Below are 17,488 nucleotides of genomic sequence, written 5' to 3' on the forward strand. Positions count from 1 at the left end.
GGGCGGCGTGACAATGTGCGCATGTTGAGCCTGCGTGCTTGCGTAATATGGAGGGGATGAAAATCCTCGTCCCTGCCTTCGCCCTGGCGCTGGCCCTGAGCACGCCGCGGGCGGGCGCCGCGCCGGCACAGGCCGGTCCGGCGGCGGCAACACCGCAGGCGGCAGCGCATGCGCGCGTCCGCTTCGACTACCACAGCGGCTTCCTGCTCAACCTGCACCACTACCTGTATAACCTGGCGGTCCACCCGAAACAGGAAGCCGTGGCCCTGGCCGCCGCGACCGCCGGCGAGGCCGATGCCATCCGTGGCGCGCTGGCTTTCTATCGCGCGCACTACGCCGACAGCGACATGATGTTTGGCGAAGACATGGCCGCGATCAAGCGCGCGCTCAGCCTCGGCGACGACGCCCGGCGTGATCCGCACGGCCTGATGCTGCCGCACGGTCTGGCCGACGCACTGGCGCTCGCCGCTCCCGCGTATGCGCGCCTGGCCTGGGCCCATGACGATGCAGCCAACCGCGCCTGGATCGCGCGCGTGTCCGCGCTCGACGCCCGCTACGGCGCCCAGGTGCAGGCGCGCGTCGAACGGGCGCTGGAGGCCGGTTTCCCGGCGCGGCCGGTGCGCGTCGACCTGGTGTCCGAGACCGGGACACGGCAGGGCGGCTACACCGATACCCAGATCGTGATCCCGTCCGGGCGGCCCGAGTACCAGAACCTGGCCTCGCTCGAGATGCTGTACCACGAGGCCGCCCACGTGCAGACGTCCGCGCGCCTCGAAGAAGCGATCGCCGCGCGCGCGCACGAACGCGGGCGCGACGCCGATTCCGAGCTGTGGCACGTGCTGCACTTTTATACGGTCGGCGCGGCGGTGAGCGAAGCGCTGGCGCGCGAGAACATCGCCTATGTCCAGTATGCCGAGCAGCGCGGCCTGTACGCCAGGCCCTGGGCCGGCTACATGGCCTCGGTCGAGGGCGACTGGAAGCCCTACCTGGCAGGGCGCGAATCGTGGGCCGCCGCCATCGAGCATATGGTGGAGCGGCTGCCGGCGGCGAAATAAGTCCACGCTGAACGAACCGGGCGCGCAAAAAAAACAACGCCCGCGGCTGCGGGCGTCGTGCGAGGGTATCAGAACCGGCCGCGACTCACTGCGGCTTAATGCCGCTTACTGCGGCGCCTCCAGCGCATCCTTCGGCGACGGCTCCGGACCCCACTTCGACCAGAACTTCCACCACGGCGCGTCGCCCGAGCCCTTGCCGCCCATGAAGCGGCTGTCCGGGTAGTTCTTGGCGAAGATGCGCTGGGTATCGTCGCGCATGTCGTACATGCCGAGCTTGTCGTAGCAGCGGATCATGAGGAACAGCGCTTCCTCGCGCGCGTTCGCCTGGCTGAACTGGGTGACGGCGCTCTGGGCGCGGTTCAGCGAGGCCAGGTAGGCGCCACGGCGGTAATAATAGTTCGCCACGTGCACTTCGTACGATGCCATCGCGTCGATCAGGTAGTTCATGCGCGCGATCGAGTCGGCCGCGTATTTGCTGTTCGGGAACTTGTCGACCAGTTCCTTGAACGCGGCGAAGGATTCGCGCGTCGCCTTCGGATCGCGCTCGGTCGGATCCTGCGCGTAGATGAAGTTCATGAAACCGAGCTGGTCGTTGAAGTTGATCAGGCCGCGCAGGTAGTACATGTAGTCGACCTGGGGGTGATTCGGGTGCAGCTTGATGAAACGCTCGACCGCCGCCAGCGCCTCGGCCTGGTCGTTGGCCTTGTAGTGGGCGTAGGCGATATTCATCTGCGCCTGGGCCGCGTAAGTGCCGAACGGGTAGTTCGATTCCAGTTTCTCGTACAGCTTGATGGCGGCTTCGTAGTGGCCGCCCGACATTTCATCCTGCGCGTCAGCGTATAATTTCGACGCTGACACGTTCTTGCTCTCGTCCGTACTCTTGGAAAAGAGACCGCAACCGGACAAACCGAGCAGGGCACACGTCACGACCAACACAGACAATTTTTTTTGCATAGCTTTTTGCAAAAGAGTTTTTACCGAAAGGACTCCGACGCGCGCTTCGGCGGCTGTCGACGTTCCTGAGATTCAACGAACAGCTGATTATAGCTGATGGGACTACCGTGATATTAACTGCTGCGCCGAATTCGGCGGAAATGCCTTTTGACCCCGACCTCGACGATGATCTCGACACCGATCTCGACACGGAGCTCGACACCGGCGGAGGAGACGCTTCCGGCGGACTCGACGCCGGTCCGATCACCCTGGCCCTGAACCCCGAGCACTGCGGCCAGCGCCTCGACAAGGTGGTCGCCGCGCTGGTGCCGCAATTCTCGCGCAGCCGCCTGCAGCAGTGGTTCGAGGAAGGCCACATCACGGTCGACGGCAAGCCGGCCAAGGGCAAGAACACCGCCTACGGCGACGAGACCGTCGTGGTGTCGCCGCAACCGGCGCCCGAGGACACCGCGTTCACCCCGGAAGCGATCGCGCTGGACATCGTCTACGAGGACGATGCCATCATCGTCGTCAACAAGCCGGCCGGGCTGGTCGTGCACCCGGGTTCGGGCAACTGGTCGGGCACCTTGCTCAACGGCTTGCTGCACCACTGCCCGCAGCTGGTCTCGGTGCCGCGCGCCGGCATCGTGCACCGCCTGGACAAGGATACCAGCGGCCTGATGGTGGTGGGCAAGACCCTGGCCGCCCAGACCGACCTGGTGCGCCAGCTGCAGGCGCGCAGCGTCAAGCGCGAGTACCTGGCGCTGGTGTGGGGCACGCCGCGTCCGTTCGGCACCATCAATTCGCCGATCAGCCGCGACGCGCACGAGCGCACCAAGATGGCGGTGTCGAACAGCCCGTCGGCCAAGCCGGCCATCACGCATTACGAATGGATCGAAAGCGGCGAACTCGAGCGCCGTCCGGTGAGCCTGGTCCAGTGCCGCCTGGAAACCGGCCGCACGCACCAGATCCGCGTGCACATGCAGTCGATCGGCTACAGCCTGGTCGGCGACGCCGTGTATGGCAAACAACACCTGCGCAGCTTCTTCCATCGCCAGGCGCTGCAGGCGCGCCGCCTCGGCCTGAGCCATCCGGCCACCGGCCAGCACATGGAATGGGTGGTCCCGCTGGCCGCCGATTTCGCCGCACTGCTCGAGCAGGCCGGCATCGAGGAACCGGAAGCGATCTGATGCTGGAGCCCGACGTGCTCGAGGCCGTCCTGATCCGGCCGTTCTGGCCGGACCTGCCGGCCAATGTCGGCGCGCTGGCGACCACGCGCGCCGGCGGCGTCAGCGCGGCGCCGTATGACGATGGCCGCGGGGGTGGCGGCCTCGACCTGGGCCTGCACACCGGCGACGACCCCGAGGCGGTGCTCGCCAACCGCGCGCGCCTGGGCGCGGCGCTGCCGGGCCGGCCGGCCTGGATCCGCCAGGTGCACGGTATCGCGGTGGTCGATGCCGCCGCGGTCCAGGCGGGCGGGCCGACGCTGGAAGGCGACGCCAGCATCGCGACGGCGCCCGGCGTGGTCAGCGCGATCCTGACCGCCGATTGCCTGCCGGTGCTGTTCGCCAGCCTCGACGGCAAGGTGGTCGGCGCCGCGCACGCGGGCTGGCGCGGCCTGGCCGGCGGCGTGCTGCAGGCGACGCTGGCGGCGATGCGCGCGGCCGGCGCGGGCGAGATCACCGCCTGGCTCGGCGCGGCGATCGGGCCGGACGCCTTCGAAGTCGGGCCCGACGTCCTGGCCGCGTTCGAGCGCGCGCTGCCCGATGGCGACGCGCAGCAGGGCTTCCGGCCTTATCCCGGACGCGAAGGCAAGTATCTGGCCGACATGGTTTGGCTGGCGCGCCGCCTGCTCGCGCGCGCGGGCGTGACGCGCGTCGCGGGCGGAGAGCGCTGCACCTTCACCGAGCGTGAAGCGTTCTATTCCTATCGCCGCGACGGCGCAGCCAGCGGGCGTCAGGCAAGTCTGATCTGGATCAAATAAGACGGGCGGCTCGCGGGCATACTGCTCAGCTTTCCGGCGGAGCGGCGGTTTTGGCGCGTGCGGCTGCGCGCCGGCGCCGGCCGCCGGCCAGGTAGAGGACGATTGACAAAGGCAACACGCCATATCCGAAAAAAGTCATAATGCCGCCAACCACGGTCGGCTCGGTTGCCGCCATCAGGGTCACGACGTACATCCATCCTATGGCGACGATCCACATGAGAAAGGCCCTCCGAAGCAATCACTCGATTCTAATCAATGGACGCCGTCATGAATACGCCTGAAGCCTTTTCGCAGATGCTTGTGCCGAACTGGATGTCACAGTTTTCCGATCCCGCCGCCTGGCAAGCCTGGATGACGGCGCCCATGGGACTCGGCGGCGCCGCTGGTGGGGCCGCTGCTGGGGCCACGGACGGGGCTGCAGCAGCGGCTGCAAATGCGGCCAATCCTGCCGCCGCCATGGCCCCGGTGATGCGCATGCTCGGCGAGGCCGGCGCGATGCTCTCGCCCGCCAAGCTGGACGCGCTGCGCAACGACTACCTGCAGAAGGCCGCCAGGCTGTGGCAGGAGCTCATGACCGGGCAGATCCCCGCGTTCCGCGACAGGCGCTTTGCTGCGGCGGAATGGAGCGCCAACCCGATGTCGGCGTTCAGCGTGGCGTCCTACCTGTTGAATTCCGAATTCCTGCTGGCCATGGCCGACGCGATCGAGGCGCCTGCGCGCGAAAAGCAGAAGATCCGCTTCGCGGTGCAGCAAATCGTCGATGCGGTGTCGCCGGCGAACTTCCTGGCGACGAATCCGGAAGCCCAGCAGAAAATGATCGAGACCAACGGCGAAAGCCTGAGCAAAGGTCTGCAGAACATGCTGAGCGACCTGCAGAAGGGCCGCATTTCGCAGTCGGACGAATCGGCGTTCGAAGTCGGCCGCAACGTCGGCGTGACGCCGGGCACGGTCGTGTTCGAAAACGAACTCTTCCAGCTGATCCAATACACCCCGAGCAGCGAAACGGTGCACGCGGTGCCGCTGTTGATGGTGCCGCCTTGCATCAACAAGTTCTACATTCTCGACTTGCAGCCGGAAAACTCGCTGGTGCGCTACCTGGTCGAGCAGGGCAATACGGTGTTCATGATGTCCTGGCGTAACGCGGACGCGAGCATGGGCAACGTCACCTGGGACGATTACGTCGAAAAAGGTGCGATCGAAGCCTTGGGCGTCGTGCGCGAAATTTCTGCGCAGGAAAAGGTGAACGTGTTCGGCTTCTGTGTTGGCGGCACCATCGCCGCGACCGCGCTGGCCGTGCTGGCGGCGCAGGGGCAGAACCCGGCCAACAGCCTGAGCCTGTTCACCACGCTGCTCGACTTTTCCGACACCGGCGTGCTCGACGTCTTCGTCGACGAGACCCAGGTCATGCTGCGCGAGCAGACGCTGGCGCGCGGCGGCCTGATGCCGGGGCGCGACCTGGCCACGACCTTCTCGTCGCTGCGCCCGAACGACCTGGTCTGGAACTACGTGCAGCAGAATTACCTCAAAGGCAAGACGCCGCCGGCCTTCGACCTGTTGTACTGGAACGCCGACAGCACCAACCTGCCGGGGCCGATGTATTGCTGGTATCTGCGCAATACGTACCTGGAAAACAAGCTGAAGGTGCCGGGCGCCTTGACGGTCGCCGGCGTACCGGTCGACCTCGGCAAGATCGATTGCCCGACCTTCATCTACGGTTCGCGCGAAGACCACATCGTACCGTGGGAAGCGGCGTTCGCGTCGACCACGCTGCTGAACCCGAAGCAGGGCAAACAGGACCCGCAGCCCAACCGGTTCGTGCTGGGCGCGTCGGGCCACATCGCCGGCGTGATCAACCCGGCCTCCAAGAACAAGCGCAGCTACTGGGTCAACGAGGCGACGGGGCGCAATCGTCCGAACAGCGCCGCCGAGTGGATGGCCGGCGCCACCGAACACAAGGGCAGCTGGTGGCCCGAGTGGGCGCGCTTCCTGGCCCAGTACGGCGGCGAGGACGTGACCGCGCGCGCGACCCCCGGCAGTGCGCGCTACCAGCCGATCGAGGCGGCGCCGGGACGCTACGTCAAGGCACGCGCCGACTGACACCACGCGCAGGGCGGGGCGGCCGTCGTCGGTCACGTGCGCGTGCGCGCGGCCGCGCTCGGCACCGTTGTGGTGCAATAGATTGCAAGAAAAATAATTCCTTTGTTCATAGAATAAATGCTGCACCTGCGTTCGCAACGTGGTATTTTTGAAGCCTATCCTCTTGGATTCGGAGACGACGCAGGCGATCCCTGCGCTGCCGCATAAGAAAGCGCCCACGGCGCACACAATGGAAACATGAGATGAGTGGTACGAAAAAAAGTGCTGAACGCCTGATCAAGAAATACCCGAACCGCCGGCTGTACGATACCCAGACCAGCTCCTACATCACGCTGTCGGACGTCAAGCAGCTGGTGCTGGACGCCGACGAGTTCACCGTGGTGGACGCCAAGAGCAACGAAGACCTGACCCGCAGCATCCTGCTGCAGATCATCCTCGAGGAAGAGGCGAATGGTGCGCCGATGTTCTCCAGCAGCGTGCTGTCCCAGATCATCCGCTACTACGGTCACGCCATGCAGGGCATGATGGGCTCCTACCTGGAAAAGAACGTCCAGGCCTTCACCGATATCCAGAACAAGTTCCTGGCCAACTCCACCGCCGGCGCCGGCGCGCTCGAAGGCAAGCCGTTCTCGACCGAGATGTGGACCCAGTTCATGAACATCCAGGGCCCGATGATGCAGGGCATGATGAACAGCTACATCGACCAGAGCAAGAACCTGTTCATCCAGATGCAGGAACAGATGCAGAGCCAGAGCAAGGCGATGTTCGGCAGCTTCCCGTTCGGCGTGCCGCCCAACACCGACAAGAAGTAAGCCGGGTTCGCGCCGGGGTAGCTGTCGCAAAATCGGCCCCCGGTTCTCCGCAAGTCCCCACATCCTGTACAATCGCGGATTGCCCAGAATTTTCGTCGCAATCCCATGCCTGAACTCCGCCGCAATCCGCTCCCCGCATCTCATCCTGTCGCCCATGGCGCCGACGTCACGACCCTCGACCCGGTCACCGGCGCCATCGAAGTCGCGCCGAACGCCGCCGCGATTCCGCCTGCGCCCGTGCTGGCCGGCGGCGCCGCACCCAAGGTCGGCTTCGTCTCGCTCGGCTGCCCGAAGGCGCTGGTCGACTCCGAGCAGATCCTGACCCAGCTGCGCGCGGAAGGCTACGAGACCGCCAACTCGTATGCGGGCGCCGACCTGGTCATCGTCAACACCTGCGGCTTCATCGACGCCGCGGTGCAGGAATCGCTCGATGCGATCGGCGAGGCGCTGGCCGAGAATGGCAAGGTGATCGTCACCGGCTGCCTGGGCGCCAAGAAGGATGCCGCAGGCGACGACCTGATCACCAAGGTGCACCCGAAGGTGCTGGCCGTGACCGGTCCGCATGCCGTCACCGAAGTGATGGAGTCGGTGCACCAGCACCTGCCCAAGCCGCATGATCCGTTCATCGACCTGGTGCCCGACCACGGGGTCAAGCTGACCCCGAAGCACTACGCCTACCTGAAGATCTCCGAAGGCTGCAACCACCGCTGCAGCTTCTGCATCATCCCGTCGATGCGCGGCGACCTGGTCTCGCGCCCGGTCCACGAGGTGCTGCAGGAAGCCGAGAACCTGTTCAAGGCCGGCGTCAAGGAACTGCTGGTGATCTCGCAGGACACCAGCGCCTACGGCGTCGACGTCAAGTTCCGCACCGGCTTCTGGAACGGCCGTCCGGTCAAGACCCACATGACCCAACTGATGGAAGAACTCGGCAAGCTCGCCAGGCAGCACGACGCCTGGGTGCGCATGCACTATGTCTACCCGTATCCGCACGTCGACCAGGTGATTCCGCTGATGGGCGAGCACGTCGTGCCTTACCTGGACATCCCGCTGCAGCACGCGCATCCGGACGTCCTCAAGCGCATGAAGCGCCCGGCCAGCGGCGAAAAGAACCTGGACCGCATCCTCGCCTGGCGCAAGATGAACCCGGACCTGGTGATCCGCTCGACCTTCATCGCCGGCTTCCCGGGCGAGACCGAAGAAGAATTCGAATACCTGCTGGACTTCCTGCGCGAGGCGCAGATCGACCGCCTGGGCTGCTTCGCCTACTCGCCGGTCGAGGGCGCGACGGCCAACGAGCTGGCCAACCCGGTGCCGGAAGCGGTACGCGAGGAACGCCGCGCGCGCGTGATGCTGCTGCAGGAAGAGATTTCGCTCAAGCGCCAGCAAGCCAAGATCGGCAAGACGATCCGCGTGCTGGTCGACGAGGTTGGCCCGCGCGAAGCGCTGGGCCGTTCGCGCGCCGATGCGCCGGAGATCGACGGCGTGGTCCACATCAAGCGCGCGCTCGCGCCGGGCAAGGCCAAGCCGGTGGTCGGCCAGTTCATCGACGTGGTCGTGACCAAGGCCGACGCGCACGACCTGTGGGCGACGGTGGCTTGACAAGGACCCGATCATGAAAAAGTCGCTCCCGAAGTCGCTCCAGACCGCGCTGCAGACCGCGCTGCAGAACAGCGACTACCGCCCGCCGGAAGGCTTCGCGGCGTACCCGACCGCGATCCACCACGCCTCGACCGTGCTGTTCAAGGACGTGGCCAGCATGCGCTCGGGCGACTGGAAGGACAAGAGCGCCTATACCTACGGCCTGCACGGCACGCCGACCAGCTTCACGCTGGAAGCGCGCCTGGCCGAGATCGAAGGCGGCGAGCACTGCCTGCTGGCGCCGTCGGGCCTGGCGGCGATCTCGATGGTCGACCTGGCGCTGCTCAAGACCGGCGACGACGTCCTGCTGCCGGATAACGTCTACAACCCGAACCGCGAACTCGGGCGCTGGCTGACGCAGGACTTCGGCATCAGCGCGCGCTTTTATGATCCGATGATCGGCGCCGGCATTCTCGACCTGATCCAGCCGAATACGAAGCTGATCTGGACCGAGTCGCCCGGATCGGTGTCGATGGAAGTGCCGGACCTGCGTGCGATCTGCGCGGCGGCCAAACAGCGCGGCGTGCTGGTCGCGCTCGACAATACCTGGGCGGCCGGCATCGCCCTGAACGGTTTCGAGCTGGGCGTGGACATCGTGATGCAGGCCTTGACCAAGTACCAGTCGGGCGGCTCGGACGTGCTGATGGGCGCGGTGATCACGCGCGATCGCGAGCTCAACGACCGCATCGCCATGGCCCACATGCGCCTGGGCATGGGCGTCGGCATGGACGACGTCTACCTGGTGCTGCGCGGCCTGCAGACCATGAAGCTGCGCTTCGACGCGCACGACGCGGCGGCGCGCAAGGTGGCAGGCTGGCTCAAGGCGCGTCCGGAAATCACCAAGGTGCTGCATCCGGCCTTCGAGGATTGCCCCGGCCACGCGAACTGGAAGCGCGACTTCACCGGCGCGGGCGGCCTGTTCTCGGTGCTGTTCGACCCGCGCTACACGGAAGAGCAAACCGACCGCTTCGTCGATGCCTTGGCCCTGTTCGGCATCGGCTTCAGCTGGGGCGGCACGCACAGCCTGGCGGTGCCATACCGCATCCAGGCGATGCGCAAGGATTGGCCCGACGCCGGCATCCTGGTGCGCTTCAACATCGGCCTTGAAGATCCGGATGACCTGATCGCCGACATCGAGCAGGCGCTGGGTAAGCTGTAAATAAGCTGTAAATAAGCTGTAAAGTCGAGCTGTAAGCTTAATCTGTAAAAGAAAAGCCGGCGCGATGCCGGCTTTTTTTACACCGGCATCGCCCGGTTGTTGTTCAGGTCCATGAAGCCGCGGATGATGCGGTAGGCCATCCATAGCCACGCCAGTCCCCAGATCGCCATCGCGATCGGGATGCCGATAAACGTGATCCAGACGAAGCCGCCGACGATCATCCACAGCGCGTAGAACCAGAACGAGCGGATCATCCAGGTATGGTGCGAATACACCATCGTGCCCAGCGTTTCCGGCCGGCGCACGTAGTTCACGATCAGCACCAGGATCGAGAGCGTGCCGAGCGAAAAGAAAAAGGTGAGCGCGTGCGCGATGTAGAGGATGCGCGCGAACTGCTTGGCATCCTCGATGCCGCGTTCATAGACGAGTTCCTGGGCCATGCGGTACTCCATAGTGGTTGCAGCTGCGCTCAAAGGCGCGGGATTGTCATTACGATACCGTAAATCGTGCGTGCCGTGGCGCGTTTCAAACCGGCTCAGGCGCCAATCTTCGATTGCACCCAGCCGGCGATGCTGCCGGCATCCATCGCCCCGGCCTGGCGCGCGACCTCGCGCCCACCCTGGAACAGCGCCAGCGTCGGAATGCTGCGGATGCCGTAGCGCGCCGCCAGGTCTTGCGAGGCTTCGGTGTCGACCTTCAGCAGGCGCACGTTCGGCTCGAGCCGGCCGGCGGCCTGCTGGTAGGCCGGCGCCATCATGCGGCAGGGCCCGCACCAGGCGGCCCAGAAGTCGACCAGCACCGGGATGTCGTTGCGGCTGACGTGCTTGTCGAAGCGCGCGCTGCTCACGTCCGTCGGCTTGGCGCCGAACAGCGCGTTGGCGCATTTGCCGTAGACCGGCTGGTCGCCCAGGCGATCGACGGCGACGCGGTTGACGGCGTCGCAGTGCGGGCAGACGATGTGCTTGGGTTCGGCCATATCTTTTCTCCTTGTCGTGCATGGATTGGCGTGCGACGGCGACCGCGCTTACGCCCTAGAATCAATCATCGACAGCACAGATGGGGATCGATGAGCCAATTGCAAACACCGTCGCCGGGCCGGCGCCTGATCGGCTGCGCCGGCTGGGGCATCCACAAGGACATCGCGCACGCGTTTCCGGAGGACGGCAGCCAGCTCGAGCGCTACGCCGCCGTGCTGCCGGCGGTCGAGATCAACTCGTCGTTCTACCGCCCGCACCAGCCGCAGACCTACGCGCGCTGGGCCGCCAGCACGCCCGACGGATTTCGCTTTTCGGTCAAGCTGCCGCGCACCATCACCCACGACGCCAGGCTGCGCGAGGCCGACGCCTTGCTCGACCGGTTCGCCGGCGAGGCCGGGCAACTGGGCGACAAGCTCGGCTGCGTACTGGTCCAGCTGCCGCCCAGCGGCGCCTTCGACGAGGCGGTGGTGCGCGATTTCCTGCCGCGCCTGCGCGCGCGCTTCGGTTGCATGCTGGCGCTCGAGGCGCGCCATCCGACCTGGTTCGGCGACGCCGCCACCGAGGTGCTGCGCGAGGCGCAGGTGACGCGCGTGATCGCCGACCCGGCCGCCGGCCAGCCCGGCCCGCATGTGCCGACCACCGCCGCCGGCTACCTGCGCCTGCACGGTTCGCCGAGGATCTACTATTCGAACTATCCGCGCGAGACGCTGCGCCGGGTCGAGCAGGATGTGGCGGCACGCGTGCGCGACGGGGCCGATTGCTGGTGCATCTTCGACAATACGGCGGCGTTCGCCGCGGTGCCGAATGCCCTCGAGGTCTTGCATGGGGTGCTGTCCGGAGACTGAGTCGATGGTCTGCGCCACCTTCCGTTTCTACGATGGCCTGAACGATTTCCTCGCGCGCGAGCGGCGTGGGCGCGAGTTCGACACGGCCTGCGCGCGCGACGCCACCACCAAGCACATGATCGAAGCGCTCGGGGTGCCGCACACCGAGGTCGAGCTGATCCTGGTGAACGGCGTCTCGACCGGGCTGGACACGATCCTCGGGGACGGCGACCGCATCGCCGTCTATCCGCGCTTTTCCAGCCTGGACGTGACGGACACCGCGCGCATCGCCACGCGGCCGCCCGGGCGCCTGCGTTTCGTCGCCGATGCCCACCTGGGCGGGCTGGCGCGGCTCTTGCGAATGGCCGGGTTCGACACCATCTACGACAACGAATTCGATGACGGCGCCGTCGAGGCGCGCGCGCTCGAGGAAGGCCGCATCGTGCTGACCCGCAACCGCGAACTGCTCAAGCGCCGCGCGGTCGAATACGGCGCCTACGTGCGCGCCCTGAAGCCCCAGGACCAGCTGCGCGAGCTGTTCGAGCGTTTCGGCCTGGCCGAGCGCGCGCGGCCGTTCACGCTGTGCCTGCATTGCAACGCGCCGCTGCGCATCGCCGCGAAAGAGGAAGTGCTGGACCGTTTGCCGCCGCTGGTGCGCGCCGTGCAGCACGAATTCTCGACCTGCGACGTGTGCCGGCGCGTGTACTGGAAAGGCTCGCACTGGCAGCGCATGGCGGGCATGCTGGACAGCGCCGCCGGTGCGCGTGCTGGCGAGGATTGACAGGGTCGAGTTCGCCTGCGCCCGTCGCGCCCTTTCTGTTTTACACTGCGCTACATTGAGATCGTCTGCAGTTGTCGACCACTTGAACCCATGCTGCAACAAGTTTCCATACCGATCCGTACCGAATGTCCGCCAGGCGCTTGCGTCTGCGACCGCGACCGCCTGCTGGTCGAGCCCGACGCCGACATCCGCCCGCTGCGCCTGACCCGCCTCGAGGAACAGCTTCTGCTGGAACGCATCGCGACGATCACGAGCTACGAGCAGCTGCGCAAGCTCCAGGCGGCGGTCGAGCGCAACCTCGGCACCACGCTCGTCATCGAGCCGGGACCGAACGAGGTGCGCACGCTGCGCGGCATCGTCATCCGCCTGGAAGACCGCCCCGGTTTGTGCAAGAAAGTGCGCCAGTCGGTGCCGGGGGCGGTGCGCAAGCTGCTCGAGCGCGAGCCGGCGATCGCCTATGCGATCCTGGATTCGCGCGACCTGTTCGGCCAATAGTTCGACCGCTGCTCAGGCGGGCGCCGACTGCCTCCGCAAAGCCCCGTACCCAACCATGATCCTGGCCGGCTGCAAGACCGGTATCGTCGCGCCGGGCAAGTCGGTGCTGGCCACCGCGACTGGCCGCGCCGCCGGCGACGGCAAGCGGGAGGAATCCGATTTCGGGCTGCGGCGGCCGATCGCCCACATCAAGGGAAGCGCACTGTAAGCGTCCGAGCGCCCGTCAGTTCGGCGGCGACAGCAGGGCCGACACGTACAGCAGCAGCCGGTTTTCCATGCGCGTGAGCGCCAGGCCGGTCAGGGCTTCGATGCGGCGCAGGCGGTAGTCGAGCGTGTTGCGGTGGATGTGCAGGGCGGCCGCCGTTTGCGCCGCGGCGCCGTCGTTCTCGAACCAGACGTCGAGGGTGCGCCGCAGCGCCGCGCTGCTGCGCTCGCGCGCCAGGCGCGCCATCGGCTGGCGCAGCTGGTCGGCCTGCCAGCCGGCGTCCAGGTGCGACAGCAGCACCGGCAGGGCCAGGTCGTAGTAGCTGAGCTGCAGTCCGGCATCGCCCCGTTTGATGGCCGGCGCGCCCTGAGCCTGGCGGCGCCGGCCGATGCGCGCCGCCGCGCGCGCGCTCTGGTAGGACACCGCCGCGCCCTCCAGACCGGGCAGCGGCAGGCCCATGGTCAGCGTGAAGGGCAGGGCGCAGGCATCGCGCACCAGCGCCGCCAGGGCCTGGTGACGGCGCCGCGCCTGGGTTTCGAGCGCGCGCGGGTCGGCATCGAACGCGTCCAGCAGCGCCATCTCGGTCGGGCTGACGGTCGCGCACAGCAGATCGGGGCGCTGCGCCAGCCATTGCAGCTGCAGGCGCTGGATCCCGGCCAGCGTTGCTTCCTCGCCGCCGCTCCCGGCATCGAGTTCGAGCACGAACATCAGCCAGGTACGCCCGAGGTCCAGGCCGAGGCGGCGTGCCCACGCTTCGCGTTCGGGCCTGCCTTCCGGATCGTCGCGGATCAGGTTCAGCACGAAGGCTTCGCGGTAACGCGTATCGCGCTGCAATTCGCCGGCCAGGCCGGCCTGTTCCAGGATCATCTCGGCGGTCAGGCGCACCAGTTCGCCGAACTGGCGCACCTCGTCCGGCGCGCCGCTCAACCCGACCGCGCCGCACAGCTGGCCGGCGACCATCAGCGGCAGGTTGACGCCCGGGCGGGCGCCGTGCAGGCGTGGCGCCGAGGCAGCGTCGACCTCGACCGTCGCCTTGCGCGCCAGCGCCAGCAGCGCGCCGTCGTGCAGCTGGCCGACCCGGGCGGCGTCGCCGCTGGCCAGGATCACGCCGCGCGCGTCCATGACGTTGACGTTGAAAGGGATGATGCGCATCGTGCGCGCGACGATGTCGTGCGCGAGGGCGGGGCTGAGATTGACCATCCCTGCACGATACACGTCGGCCAGTTTTGTGCCAAGCGACAACACTGACTGCGGGCGGCCCCCTCGCTACGGCGTCGAATTCGTGCCGATGCCCAAAATGACCCGGCACTGTTCGCGCAAACTCGTGCACGGCGCCGACGCGTGGCGATGACGCTTTCATCATAATATGAGGCGACGCCGGCGAATATTCCAGACCACCCACGGCGGACATCACGGAGACTTATATGAACAACGGCACGAGCACGGGCGCCGCCCACCCCGCCGGCGGGTTCGCCGACACCGGCGCCCTCGAGCGCGGCTACCGCAAGGCGACCTGGCGCCTGATCCCCTTCATCTTCATCTGCTACCTGTTCAACTACCTGGACCGGGTGAACGTCGGCTTCGCCAAGCTGGAGATGCTCGACGCGCTCCACCTGAGCGAGACCGTGTACGGCCTGGGCGCCGGCATTTTCTTCGTCGGCTACGTCACCAGCGGCGTGCCGAGCAACCTCATCCTGCACAAGCTGGGCGCGCGCCGCTGGATCGCGCTGATGATGATCCTGTGGGGCGGTCTGTCCGCGGCGATGCTGCTGGTGACCGGCTCGGTCTCGTTCTACGTGCTGCGCTTCCTGACCGGCGTCGCCGAGGCCGGCTTTTTCCCGGGCATGGTGTACTACTTCAGCGCCTGGTTCCCGTCGCACAAGCGCGGCCAGGTGATGGCGCTGTTCATGTCCGCGATTCCCGTCTCCGGCCTGATCGGCGGACCGCTGTCGGGCTGGATGCTGGCCCATTTCAGCGGCGGCCAGGGCGGCCTGGCCGGCTGGCAGTGGCTGTTCCTGTTGCAGGGCGTGCCGACGATGCTGCTCGGCGTCGCGCTGTTCTTCTACCTGGCCGACAGCCTGCAGGGTGCGCGCTTTCTGGCGCCGCAGGAAAAGGCGGCGATGCAGGCGGCCCTGGACGCCGACGAACAGGCGCGCCGCGCCGGCAGCCACGCCGTGCATTCGTTTTCCGCGGTGCTGCGCAACGGCCACGTGTGGATGCTCGGGGTGATCTATTTCAGCATCCAGATGGGCGTCTACGCGATCAATTTCTGGCTCCCCTCGATCATCAAGGCGCTCGGCTTCGCCAATCCGGTCACGGTCGGCTGGCTGAGTGCCTTGCCTTACCTGTGCGCCGGCGTGTTCATGGTGCTGGTCGGACGCTCGGCCGATGCGCGCCGCGAGCGCCGCTGGCACCTGTCGCTGCCGCTGGTCACCGGCCTGGTCGGCCTGCTGTTGGCGGCGAACTTCTCGCACAACGTGGTCATCGTGATGATCGGCCTGAGCCTGGCCACGATGGGCACGCTGACCGGCCTGCCGATGTTCTGGCCGCTGCCGGCGGCCTTCCTGGGCAGCGCAGCGGCGGCCGGCGGCCTGGCGCTGATCAATTCGCTGGGCCAGATCGCGGGTTTCCTCAGCCCCTTCCTGGTCGGCTGGATCAAGGACCGGACCGGCAGCACCGACCTCGCCCTGTACATCCTGTCGACCGTGCTGCTGGTGGGCGCGGTGCTGGTGATGCGCATGCCGGCGCGCCTGGTGAACCGCTGACACGACTTCGACAACGCTTTTGGAAACCCGACCCATGAAAATCGTCATCGCGCCCGATTCGTTCAAGGAGAGCCTGTCGGCGCTGCAGGTCGCCGCCGCGATCGAGGCCGGCATGCGTGAAGTGTGGCCCGACGCCGAGTACCTGAAAGTGCCGGTCGCCGACGGCGGCGAAGGCACGGTACAGGCGCTGATCGACGCCACCGGCGGGCGCCGCGCCGCGGTGCGCGTGACCGGGCCGCTGGGCGAGCCGGTCGACGCCTTCTACGGCCTGGTCGACGACCGCGACGGCGGCGAAGGCCTGCTGGCGGTGATCGAGATGGCCGCCGCCAGCGGCCTGGAAAGCGTGCCGCCGGCGCGCCGCGATCCGCTCGTGACGACCACGCGCGGCACCGGCGAACTGATCCTGCATGCATTGGACGCCGGCGCGCGCCGCTTCGTGCTCGGCGTGGGCGGCAGCGCCACCAACGACGGCGGGGCCGGCATGCTGCAGGCGCTCGGGGTGCGCCTGCTGGACGGCGGCGGCGGCGAGATCGGAGCGGGCGGCGGCGCACTGGCGCAGCTGGCGCGCATCGACGCCTCGGCGCTGGACGCGCGCGTGCGCGACAGCGACTTCCAGGTCGCCAGCGATGTCGCCAATCCGCTGGTCGGCCCGAACGGCGCCTCGGCCATCTTCGGCCCGCAAAAGGGCGCCACGCCCGAGGTGGTGGCGCAGCTCGACGCGAACCTGCGCCGCTACGCCGCGATCGTCGAGCGCGACCTGGGCCAGGACGTGGCCGAGGTGCCGGGCGCCGGCGCCGGCGGCGGTATCGCGGCGGCGATGATGGTATTCCTGAACGGTCGCATGCGCCCGGGCGTGGAGATCGTCACCGAGGCGGTCGGGCTGGCCGGCGCGCTGGCCGGGGCGGACCTGGTGGTGACGGGCGAAGGCCGCATCGACGGCCAGACCGTCAACGGCAAGACGCCGATGGGCGTGGCGCGCGTGGCGGCGCGCCACGGCGTGCCCGTGATCGGCATCGCCGGCTCGCTGGCGGCGGACGCCGGCGCGGTCCATGCGCACGGCATCGAGGCGGTCAGCGCGGCGGTGACGCGGCCGTGCAGCGTCGCCGAAGCGCTGGCGGCGGGCGAGGAAAACCTGCGCCATGCGGCGCGCAACGTCGCCGCCTTGCTGCGCCTGGGCGGGCGGCTGGGGCGCTGAGGCAAAAAAAAAGGCCGCGCCCGAAGGCGCAGCCTCTATCGTGCCGCATTCGTCCAACCCGGGACCCGCTCGAGGCGGGTCCGGTAGCCGGACGTCAAGCGATAAACGTCAAGCGATCAGCGGTGACGCCAGCCGCCGCGATAGCCGCCGCGGTAACCACCGTAGTGGCCGCCGTGGCAGCACCAGTTGCCGAAGCTGAACCCCAGGCCGATGCTGACTGGCGGGTACCAGTACGGGTCGTACACCGGTGCGGCGTACACCGGGGCCGGCGAATACACCGGCGACGGCGCGTAGACCACGCTCGGCGCGCCGCTGTAGCTGACGGCGCCGGCGTTGCCGTTGGCGGCGACCGCGGCGCCGGTGCCCGGTGCGACCGGGGTCACCGACGTCACTTGCCAGCCGTTGGCGTCAGGTTGCGCATAAGCCCGGGTCGCGTAGGCCGGGGCCGGATAGTAGGTTGCACAGCCGCTCAGCGCGGCCATGGATGCGATGATGATAGCGAGCTTTTTCATGGCGGTTCTCCTCAGGTGCTAATCATAGACCTTTCGGCCGCGTGCGCTCCGGGTTT

At 67.4% G+C, this 17,488-nt stretch carries 19 protein-coding genes; 13 read left to right on the top strand and 6 right to left on the bottom strand.

Going from position 1 to position 17,488, the window contains the following annotated elements; genetic code table 11:
* The first annotated feature begins 56 nt into the window (after positions 1 to 56).
* Positions 57 to 1,055 carry a hypothetical protein gene (locus FA90_RS04910; protein ID WP_036166508.1) on the top strand — a complete coding sequence of 333 codons (999 nt, stop codon included), beginning with the start codon at positions 57 to 59 and terminating at the stop codon, positions 1,053 to 1,055.
* A gap of 105 nt (positions 1,056 to 1,160) precedes the next feature.
* Here the strand turns inward: FA90_RS04910 and FA90_RS04915 are convergent, their stop codons facing one another.
* Positions 1,161 to 2,009: an outer membrane protein assembly factor BamD gene (locus FA90_RS04915; RefSeq protein WP_036166511.1), complete on the bottom strand. Its 849-nt coding sequence runs from the start codon at positions 2,007 to 2,009 to the stop codon at positions 1,161 to 1,163.
* Positions 2,010 to 2,149: 140 nt separating this feature from the next.
* Between FA90_RS04915 and FA90_RS04920 the strand changes: the two genes are divergently transcribed.
* Positions 2,150 to 3,178, top strand: a complete 1,029-nt coding sequence (locus FA90_RS04920) for an RluA family pseudouridine synthase (protein WP_051971437.1) — start codon at positions 2,150 to 2,152, stop codon at positions 3,176 to 3,178.
* A complete protein-coding gene (gene pgeF, locus FA90_RS04925; RefSeq protein ID WP_036166517.1) occupies positions 3,178 to 3,972 on the top strand; it encodes a peptidoglycan editing factor PgeF in 795 nt (264 codons plus the stop codon). The genes FA90_RS04920 and pgeF overlap by 1 nt, the downstream gene beginning before the upstream one ends.
* Positions 3,973 to 3,997: 25 nt before the next feature.
* Here pgeF and FA90_RS04930 read toward each other — a convergent pair whose 3' ends face one another.
* Complete coding sequence (locus FA90_RS04930; protein WP_036174205.1) at positions 3,998 to 4,189, bottom strand: hypothetical protein; 192 nt, start codon at positions 4,187 to 4,189, stop codon at positions 3,998 to 4,000.
* Positions 4,190 to 4,239: 50 nt separating this feature from the next.
* Between FA90_RS04930 and phaC the strand changes: the two genes are divergently transcribed.
* From phaC to FA90_RS04950, 4 genes are all read left to right on the top strand, one after another.
* A complete protein-coding gene (gene phaC, locus FA90_RS04935) occupies positions 4,240 to 6,069 on the top strand; it encodes a class I poly(R)-hydroxyalkanoic acid synthase (RefSeq protein ID WP_036174207.1) in 1,830 nt (609 codons plus the stop codon).
* A gap of 242 nt (positions 6,070 to 6,311) precedes the next feature.
* Positions 6,312 to 6,881, top strand: coding sequence for a polyhydroxyalkanoate synthesis repressor PhaR (gene phaR, locus FA90_RS04940; RefSeq protein WP_036166520.1), 570 nt, complete (start codon positions 6,312 to 6,314; stop codon positions 6,879 to 6,881).
* Between the two features lie 105 nt (positions 6,882 to 6,986).
* The gene (gene rimO / locus FA90_RS04945; RefSeq protein ID WP_081933652.1) at positions 6,987 to 8,480 is read left to right on the top strand and encodes a 30S ribosomal protein S12 methylthiotransferase RimO; all 1,494 of its coding nucleotides are present in this window, start codon (positions 6,987 to 6,989) and stop codon (positions 8,478 to 8,480) included.
* A 13-nt stretch (positions 8,481 to 8,493) separates the two neighbouring features.
* Positions 8,494 to 9,678 (top strand): cystathionine beta-lyase, encoded by a 1,185-nt coding sequence (locus FA90_RS04950; protein WP_036166523.1) that lies wholly within the window; start codon positions 8,494 to 8,496, stop codon positions 9,676 to 9,678.
* 77 nt (positions 9,679 to 9,755) lie between these two features.
* Here the strand turns inward: FA90_RS04950 and FA90_RS04955 are convergent, their stop codons facing one another.
* Together FA90_RS04955 and trxC are read right to left on the bottom strand one after the other, a co-directional pair.
* Entirely contained in the window at positions 9,756 to 10,118 is a 363-nt protein-coding gene (locus tag FA90_RS04955) for a membrane protein (RefSeq protein WP_036174211.1), read from the bottom strand.
* A gap of 95 nt (positions 10,119 to 10,213) precedes the next feature.
* Positions 10,214 to 10,654, bottom strand: a complete 441-nt coding sequence (gene trxC / locus FA90_RS04960) for a thioredoxin TrxC (RefSeq protein ID WP_036166525.1) — start codon at positions 10,652 to 10,654, stop codon at positions 10,214 to 10,216.
* A 90-nt stretch (positions 10,655 to 10,744) separates the two neighbouring features.
* Here trxC and FA90_RS04965 point away from each other — a divergent pair, with 90 nt between their 5' ends.
* The 4 genes from FA90_RS04965 to FA90_RS26210 all read left to right on the top strand — a co-directional run bounded on the left by FA90_RS04965 (position 10,745) and on the right by FA90_RS26210 (position 12,963).
* On the top strand, positions 10,745 to 11,500 hold the full coding sequence (locus FA90_RS04965; protein WP_036166528.1) for a DUF72 domain-containing protein: 756 nt from the start codon (positions 10,745 to 10,747) through the stop codon (positions 11,498 to 11,500).
* Between the two features lie 4 nt (positions 11,501 to 11,504).
* Entirely contained in the window at positions 11,505 to 12,260 is a 756-nt protein-coding gene (locus tag FA90_RS04970; protein WP_036166530.1) for a Mut7-C RNAse domain-containing protein, read from the top strand.
* A 90-nt stretch (positions 12,261 to 12,350) separates the two neighbouring features.
* The gene (locus tag FA90_RS04975; RefSeq protein ID WP_197065247.1) at positions 12,351 to 12,755 is read left to right on the top strand and encodes a hypothetical protein; all 405 of its coding nucleotides are present in this window, start codon (positions 12,351 to 12,353) and stop codon (positions 12,753 to 12,755) included.
* A 55-nt stretch (positions 12,756 to 12,810) separates the two neighbouring features.
* Positions 12,811 to 12,963, top strand: coding sequence for a hypothetical protein (locus FA90_RS26210; protein ID WP_156116592.1), 153 nt, complete (start codon positions 12,811 to 12,813; stop codon positions 12,961 to 12,963).
* A 15-nt stretch (positions 12,964 to 12,978) separates the two neighbouring features.
* Here FA90_RS26210 and FA90_RS04980 read toward each other — a convergent pair whose 3' ends face one another.
* A complete protein-coding gene (locus tag FA90_RS04980; RefSeq protein ID WP_036166533.1) occupies positions 12,979 to 14,160 on the bottom strand; it encodes a sugar diacid recognition domain-containing protein in 1,182 nt (393 codons plus the stop codon).
* Between the two features lie 224 nt (positions 14,161 to 14,384).
* On the opposite strand from FA90_RS04980, the gene FA90_RS04985 reads away from it, so the two are divergent.
* Together FA90_RS04985 and FA90_RS04990 are read left to right on the top strand one after the other, a co-directional pair.
* Positions 14,385 to 15,725 (top strand): MFS transporter, encoded by a 1,341-nt coding sequence (locus tag FA90_RS04985; protein WP_051971438.1) that lies wholly within the window; start codon positions 14,385 to 14,387, stop codon positions 15,723 to 15,725.
* A gap of 34 nt (positions 15,726 to 15,759) precedes the next feature.
* Entirely contained in the window at positions 15,760 to 16,920 is a 1,161-nt protein-coding gene (locus tag FA90_RS04990; RefSeq protein WP_036166537.1) for a glycerate kinase, read from the top strand.
* Between the two features lie 116 nt (positions 16,921 to 17,036).
* Here FA90_RS04990 and FA90_RS04995 read toward each other — a convergent pair whose 3' ends face one another.
* The gene (locus tag FA90_RS04995; protein ID WP_036166540.1) at positions 17,037 to 17,432 is read right to left on the bottom strand and encodes a hypothetical protein; all 396 of its coding nucleotides are present in this window, start codon (positions 17,430 to 17,432) and stop codon (positions 17,037 to 17,039) included.
* Between the last annotated feature and the right edge of the window lie 56 nt (positions 17,433 to 17,488).

This window comes from Massilia sp. 9096, assembly GCF_000745265.1.
GTDB lineage: Bacteria > Pseudomonadota > Gammaproteobacteria > Burkholderiales > Burkholderiaceae_D > Telluria.

Coding starts and splice junctions, on each gene's coding strand:
- phaC (WP_036174207.1), top strand. CDS start 4,240: ATGAATACGCCTGAAGCCTTTTCGCAGATGCTTGTGCCGAACTGGATG.
- FA90_RS04950 (WP_036166523.1), top strand. CDS start 8,494: ATGAAAAAGTCGCTCCCGAAGTCGCTCCAGACCGCGCTGCAGACCGCG.
- FA90_RS04930 (WP_036174205.1), bottom strand. CDS start 4,189: ATGTGGATCGTCGCCATAGGATGGATGTACGTCGTGACCCTGATGGCG.
- rimO (WP_081933652.1), top strand. CDS start 6,987: ATGCCTGAACTCCGCCGCAATCCGCTCCCCGCATCTCATCCTGTCGCC.
- FA90_RS04965 (WP_036166528.1), top strand. CDS start 10,745: ATGAGCCAATTGCAAACACCGTCGCCGGGCCGGCGCCTGATCGGCTGC.
- FA90_RS04970 (WP_036166530.1), top strand. CDS start 11,505: ATGGTCTGCGCCACCTTCCGTTTCTACGATGGCCTGAACGATTTCCTC.
- pgeF (WP_036166517.1), top strand. CDS start 3,178: ATGCTGGAGCCCGACGTGCTCGAGGCCGTCCTGATCCGGCCGTTCTGG.
- FA90_RS04990 (WP_036166537.1), top strand. CDS start 15,760: ATGAAAATCGTCATCGCGCCCGATTCGTTCAAGGAGAGCCTGTCGGCG.
- FA90_RS04910 (WP_036166508.1), top strand. CDS start 57: ATGAAAATCCTCGTCCCTGCCTTCGCCCTGGCGCTGGCCCTGAGCACG.
- FA90_RS04995 (WP_036166540.1), bottom strand. CDS start 17,432: ATGAAAAAGCTCGCTATCATCATCGCATCCATGGCCGCGCTGAGCGGC.
- FA90_RS04975 (WP_197065247.1), top strand. CDS start 12,351: ATGCTGCAACAAGTTTCCATACCGATCCGTACCGAATGTCCGCCAGGC.
- FA90_RS04955 (WP_036174211.1), bottom strand. CDS start 10,118: ATGGCCCAGGAACTCGTCTATGAACGCGGCATCGAGGATGCCAAGCAG.
- FA90_RS04985 (WP_051971438.1), top strand. CDS start 14,385: ATGAACAACGGCACGAGCACGGGCGCCGCCCACCCCGCCGGCGGGTTC.
- FA90_RS04980 (WP_036166533.1), bottom strand. CDS start 14,160: ATGGTCAATCTCAGCCCCGCCCTCGCGCACGACATCGTCGCGCGCACG.
- phaR (WP_036166520.1), top strand. CDS start 6,312: ATGAGTGGTACGAAAAAAAGTGCTGAACGCCTGATCAAGAAATACCCG.
- FA90_RS04920 (WP_051971437.1), top strand. CDS start 2,150: ATGCCTTTTGACCCCGACCTCGACGATGATCTCGACACCGATCTCGAC.
- trxC (WP_036166525.1), bottom strand. CDS start 10,654: ATGGCCGAACCCAAGCACATCGTCTGCCCGCACTGCGACGCCGTCAAC.
- FA90_RS04915 (WP_036166511.1), bottom strand. CDS start 2,009: ATGCAAAAAAAATTGTCTGTGTTGGTCGTGACGTGTGCCCTGCTCGGT.
- FA90_RS26210 (WP_156116592.1), top strand. CDS start 12,811: ATGATCCTGGCCGGCTGCAAGACCGGTATCGTCGCGCCGGGCAAGTCG.